Annotated in this window: 6 protein-coding genes; 4 read left to right on the plus strand and 2 right to left on the minus strand. The window is 34.1% G+C overall.

Annotation, left to right across the window (positions count from 1 at the left end):
- Window positions 1-105 precede the first annotated feature (105 nt).
- Window positions 106-330: a DUF6290 family protein gene (locus LG402_RS22170; protein ID WP_196712564.1), complete on the plus strand. Its 225-nt coding sequence runs from the start codon at window positions 106-108 to the stop codon at window positions 328-330.
- A complete protein-coding gene (locus tag LG402_RS22175) occupies window positions 314-580 on the plus strand; it encodes a type II toxin-antitoxin system RelE family toxin (RefSeq protein ID WP_125112842.1) in 267 nt (88 codons plus the stop codon). The genes LG402_RS22170 and LG402_RS22175 overlap by 17 nt, the downstream gene beginning before the upstream one ends.
- A gap of 93 nt (window positions 581-673) precedes the next feature.
- Here LG402_RS22175 and LG402_RS22180 read toward each other — a convergent pair whose 3' ends face one another.
- Together LG402_RS22180 and LG402_RS22185 are read right to left on the minus strand one after the other, a co-directional pair.
- Window positions 674-1,558 carry a hypothetical protein gene (locus LG402_RS22180; protein ID WP_125112841.1) on the minus strand — a complete coding sequence of 295 codons (885 nt, stop codon included), beginning with the start codon at window positions 1,556-1,558 and terminating at the stop codon, window positions 674-676.
- The gene (locus LG402_RS22185) at window positions 1,555-2,106 is read right to left on the minus strand and encodes a hypothetical protein (protein WP_125112840.1); all 552 of its coding nucleotides are present in this window, start codon (window positions 2,104-2,106) and stop codon (window positions 1,555-1,557) included. Before LG402_RS22185 ends, LG402_RS22180 begins: the two co-directional genes overlap by 4 nt.
- A 1,763-nt stretch (window positions 2,107-3,869) precedes the next feature.
- On the opposite strand from LG402_RS22185, the gene LG402_RS22190 reads away from it, so the two are divergent.
- Both LG402_RS22190 and LG402_RS22195 read left to right on the plus strand, forming a co-directional pair.
- The gene (locus tag LG402_RS22190) at window positions 3,870-4,568 is read left to right on the plus strand and encodes a replication initiation protein (protein WP_069368824.1); all 699 of its coding nucleotides are present in this window, start codon (window positions 3,870-3,872) and stop codon (window positions 4,566-4,568) included.
- 2 nt (window positions 4,569-4,570) lie between these two features.
- Window positions 4,571-4,999 (plus strand): DNA-binding protein, encoded by a 429-nt coding sequence (locus tag LG402_RS22195; RefSeq protein WP_177504730.1) that lies wholly within the window; start codon window positions 4,571-4,573, stop codon window positions 4,997-4,999.
- Window positions 5,000-5,500: the final 501 nt, after the last annotated feature.

Consider the following 5,500-nt stretch of genomic DNA (forward strand, 5'->3'; position numbering starts at 1 on the left):
ACAACCACATCAACTTCTAACAAAAAAAGGTGCTTCTGGTCTTTTTCATGATTTCCGACTATAATTTGCTATACATGTATAGCAAAAGCAGATCAGGAGGTAGCCATGTTAGCTATTCGTTTATCTGATGACATTGAAACACGTCTGGAGTCACTCGCCAAACAGACAGGAAGAACCAAAACATTCTATGCGAGAGAAGCTATCCTCACTCATTTGGAAGATTTGGAAGACTACTACCTGTCCGCTGAAATCGTTGCAAAAATTCGTCGCGGTGAAGAACAAGTTCATTCCGCTGAAGATGTGAGGAAAGCACTTGGTCTGGACGATTAATTATTCTGAACGGGCGTTAAAATATCTACGAAAAATGGATAAACAAAATGCCCGTCGTATTGTCGATTTCATGGATTTACGCATTGCAGCTTTAGATGACCCCCGACAGTCAGGAAAACCACTCAAAGGTGAACTGGGTGAGTTCTGGCGTTATAGGGTTGGTGACTATCGGATACTGTGCGAAATAAGGGATAATGAGCTTATTATTCTTGCTACAACTATAGGACATAGAAAATCAGTCTATGATTAGTATAGGCTAAAAAATTTAATTAATTAAAAAAATTAGAAATAAATATATAACTAAAAAATAATTTTAGTCATATATTTACTTCAATATTTTAGGCTACAACTTTCGCATTGCAGTTACCATTCTTTTAGCTTTACTTCTTTTTGTTGTATAAAGACGCTCATCTAGCGCATACAAATAATTAGTTAAATCGCTATTATTATTAATAACGACCTTATCTTCAGAAACAAGATCCGGATAATACATAGCCAAGTCAGAAATACACTCTTTTAAGTCATTTTCTATATAATTATTATAATTATCACCTAATGATTTTTTTAATGAACTCTGCTTATCTATCTCAGCTTGAATTCTTTTCTTATTGAGAGAGTTAACCTTCTCCTCATTAAAATCAGGACAAATTATAATTTCATCTCTTTTGATAAATGCTTTTACGTCTTTGACTCCAGCTTCTTTATAATAAGCATCAAACCCTGAAAAAATACGCCTAGCTTTTGCTATACTTTTAAATAAAAAACGCTTTAATTCAAGATCGAAAATCACATCAGGTTCATCACTTATAGAAACATAACCGCCATCAAGAACCTGCATATTTTTTAAAGATAGGATTTTACCACCAATAATTTTATTTTTATTAATTGACTGAAAAAACAAATACTTACCATCTTTCGATGCTACATACCTCATATTTTTAAAAACATCTTTGCTTTCATTTGATTTTAATGACGTATAATTTGATGTATTAATAGTGTCGTTTGAACTTAATGATTTTAAGTCGGAAAATATCACATTGGTAATTTCATCATTCAATAAATCAATGTAGTATACATTACCCAAATCACTCCTATCATCAGGATCGAATTTTTGAACCTCATCCACAATAACGAAGTTTTCAAAAAATGCTTCGTTAGAAGAAGTTATTTTATAAATTTTTTCATCTTTATTTTTTTTAAAAAAACCTACGAGGTGTTTTTCAGTCATTTTTTAACCTGTATAAAAGTAAAGTCATTTATTCTTTTGTAACTACCGTCTGATAAATCACCTACGGCCCTCAAGTCTTTCTTCGTTATTAAAATTACTTTAACCCCCTGAGTTGATACTAGATGATAAAATTTATATCCAGATAAAAGCAAAGTTGGATTAAAAAAATAAATTTTAGAAAATAAATTGAAAGATATAACAAGAATTATGAAATAGGAAAAAACCCATAGCGATGTAATACTGACAGAAACAAAAAAATAGCCTAAGTATGTTGGGAGGAAATTATCGTTCACAGGCTCTATGGAAATAATACCTGAAATACCATCGCCTTCAAGATTACTTGCTATTTTTAAAAAAATACAATTTAACACTAAAACTATTATAAGAGTAACTCCTATATATCCAGCAAAGAAAATCAATTTATTATCCTTTATAAATAAATTAATTTCATCACTACAATATTTAGTGTAGTTAGTTATAAAAAAAACAAAAAATGCTGGGGTCATCGCAGATATGGTTGACAATAATTTAAATAAAAAATTCAACACATTGCTTACCTTTACATCATATAGCACTATGCTTGTTTAATTTAGTATATTCATACTATTTTATATTTTTCAATGCGTAAACTCACATCAAAAATCTTCATTTCAGCTAGGCTGGATAAAACTAATCTGAAGTGATTATAACACTGTTACCTTATGATCAACGTCTAGTGTAGAAATTTGTATGCATATATGTGATAAGCATCATGTAATGAAACTTACAATTACACTGATGCTGTAGCATCTTAAGCACAGAATATGGGTACAAAAAACGACATATACACACAAGGCATTGCGGCTAAAAAACAACCTAATACTTATTCTCGTCATTTCTAATGAAAACCAAACTTTTCTATCAAAATATTTTGTTTTGAAAATTATCAAAGACATTAAGTCGCCAAAACCCTAATGGTGACTTAATGCATAACGTTATTAAGTCACCAAGACCCTAGTGACGACTTAATGTATTGGCTGTATTAAGTCACTACTAGGGTAGTTACGGTATAATTAGTTTATGACCAGACAGGGTTTTAGGCTGGGTTAATAACCTTGTCATTTTCCGGTTTGCAGGGGTACTGTGAGCCGAAGGCGACGTAGGTTGTACTGGTGATTATCCAGATGAAATCCCTGATATATTCATCTTGATCTCCTGAGAGAAGGGAGACAAAATCAAATGGCGAAGTTTGTAGACCGCCCCGGATGGAGATGAATATCCCTGTTCGGGGTTTTTGCCATTTTGATTAACGCAATCTCAGTATTACGGGTCAGACATCGCTCTTGAATTCAGAACGTTTAAACCGACAAATATTAGCACCTGTTCTTATCTGAAAATGAAAAATTGGTTTTTAAACTCAGTAATGAACCTGTTGCCTTGCAGACGTAGACCTTTCAGCAATATGTCTCATAACCGTCAACATTTGGTTTATCAATTTGATAAATAACATTATTCCTACTATTTAAATTCTTTTATCATCGACAATAACTATATTTATCGAGTATATGAAAATATTATAACCTTTTGATTTTTAACCGCTACCATTCCTGGTTCTGTATCTGTTCTTTTGAAAAACCGGATTTTGAAAATCACATGAACCGTTTTCTGAACGGCAGCATAAATTCTGGGAATATGCCTGAGAATGTAAAATACAGTCTTACTGCTATATCGTTTATAGCAATAAAAAGGCGCAGAACGAATCAGGTGCGGTTTTTATGCCTTAAGTGTGGAGTTTATCGTCACGGGTGAAGAAGGTTGCTTACAGGCTCATACAATACCATCCTGGCAGAGCCGTGAGCGTAGCGAACTTAATTGCTCTAAAAAATCAGCGGTACCGTGGTTTGATGGTCGGAGACAAAAGATTCTGTCAGCGATATGCTCCCGCAATGCGGGGAGCTACCTTGGTTTGGGAATATGTTTTGAAAAGGAGCAAACTCTGTTTGCGACATCCTTTTAGATACGGGAAAACGTGATGTATCTGACAACTTGGGCTGGTTTATCCACAGGGCTTTTCTGTTTTAAATTGTTTTTTGTTTTTAAACCTTGTTTTATCGTTATGTATCTTTTTGTATTATAACGATAAAAATGGTAATAGGCATAGAAATTTACGGTAATAGGCATAGAAATTTACGGTAATAGGCATAGAAATTTACGGTAATAGGCATAGAAATTTACGGTAATACTCACAAATTAGGCATAGATAAAATAAAAGACTTGCCTTTAATGTAGGGATAGACTAATTTTTTGTCTATCCCATTAAGTAGGAAGCGACATGTCTGAACTAATAGCATATAAATCCAATGCGTTGATTGAAGCTAGTTACAAACTAACTTTACAGGAACAGCGCTTGCTATTGATGTGTATTGGAAAGCTAAACCCTCGGGATAAAACTCCTCAAAAAACATTCAAAATTACATCTGGCGATTTTTATCTAGCATTTCCTGATATGGGAAAAAGTAATGCAGAACGACATTTAAAAGAAGCTATAGATAAGCTCGCTGAACGTTGGATATATATACAAAACAATAATGAAAGACGACGTATTCGCTGGATCCAAGAAGAAGCAGAATATTTTGAGGGTGAGGGAAAAATAGAAATTGTTTTTGCTGACTCCATAATGCCCTACTTAACTCAGCTTCAAGGTCAATTTACTAAAATCGTGATCAAAAATGTATCAACACTAAAAAGTGTCTATAGCATTCGTTTATATGAGTTATTAATGCAATTTAAAGTGATTGGAGATCGATTGATCAGCATTGATGATTTTCGCTCGATGCTAGGTTTGGACGAAAAAAAATACGCCACCTTCAAGTCACTGAATCAATGGGTAATAAAACCAGCAATAAAAGAGTTAAACCAAAAAAGCAATCTATCAGTAACAGTTGATACAGTAAAAAAAGGCAGGAGTGTTTTTGCGCTACACTTTCACTTCAAAGAAGATCAACAAATAAAAATGATGTTAGAGGATTGATTATGGCTTTGGTATCAATCAGTGAAGCGGCAAGGCTGACAGGAAAAGCAAGAAGCACACTACACAAGTACATAAAACAAGGAAAACTGTCTACGACTACAGATCAAAATACAGGAAATAAAAGCATTGAAACATCTGAGTTAATTAGAGTATTTGGTAAAATAAGCAATCTCTCAACTACAGACAGTGACAGCGTCACACATGTATCAAAACTACAGCAAGAAACACCCAGTACTACACAATCACTACAGATTAAACTTCAACTTCTTGAACAAGAAAATGCACACTTAAAAGCTGAAAAAGAGTTACTTTCAAAAAATTTAGATGATATACGTCAAGCTATGTTATTAATCGAATCCAAGCTACCGGCAACTCCCGAACCCGTTGCACCAGAGCCGACAAAAAAATCATGGCAATTCTGGAAAAAATAGCCGGTTGGCGTCATTTTTACCGCGAAACCGAAACCGCCGTTTTGATAACAAATGAGTAACAAAAAAATGGGCTTTTTACGTGGAGAAAATAGGGAATTTTGAGTGATTGAGAGGGCTTTTTGATTGAGTGCCTAAGCGGTGGGTCGCTTAAGATCCATTATGTTAAATGGCATGCAATATACGGAATTTAACTATCTATCGAACTCTGTAAATTACAGGACTGCATCTTACATTATTAGCTCATTCATTTATGGTCAGGGTATAGATGAATCATCTATACCCTGATTGCTTCACTTACCTGTGGATTTACTCGGCTTTAACTCAGGAGTATTTCCCGGAGTATCTTTATTGTCGCGCCGACGTTGATCTGGTTTTCCCGTCGATTTTGCGATGGGTTTCGGACCAGGTTTAAGACCCATAATAATCTCCTTTCTTTGTAAGAGGAAAGCCCTCAATGTGAACATATGAGGGCGCATTAAAAATAATCAAGTCGAGCAATAT

The sequence above is a fragment of the Proteus sp. NMG38-2 genome, assembly GCF_020640995.1.
Classification (GTDB): Bacteria; Pseudomonadota; Gammaproteobacteria; order Enterobacterales; family Enterobacteriaceae; genus Proteus.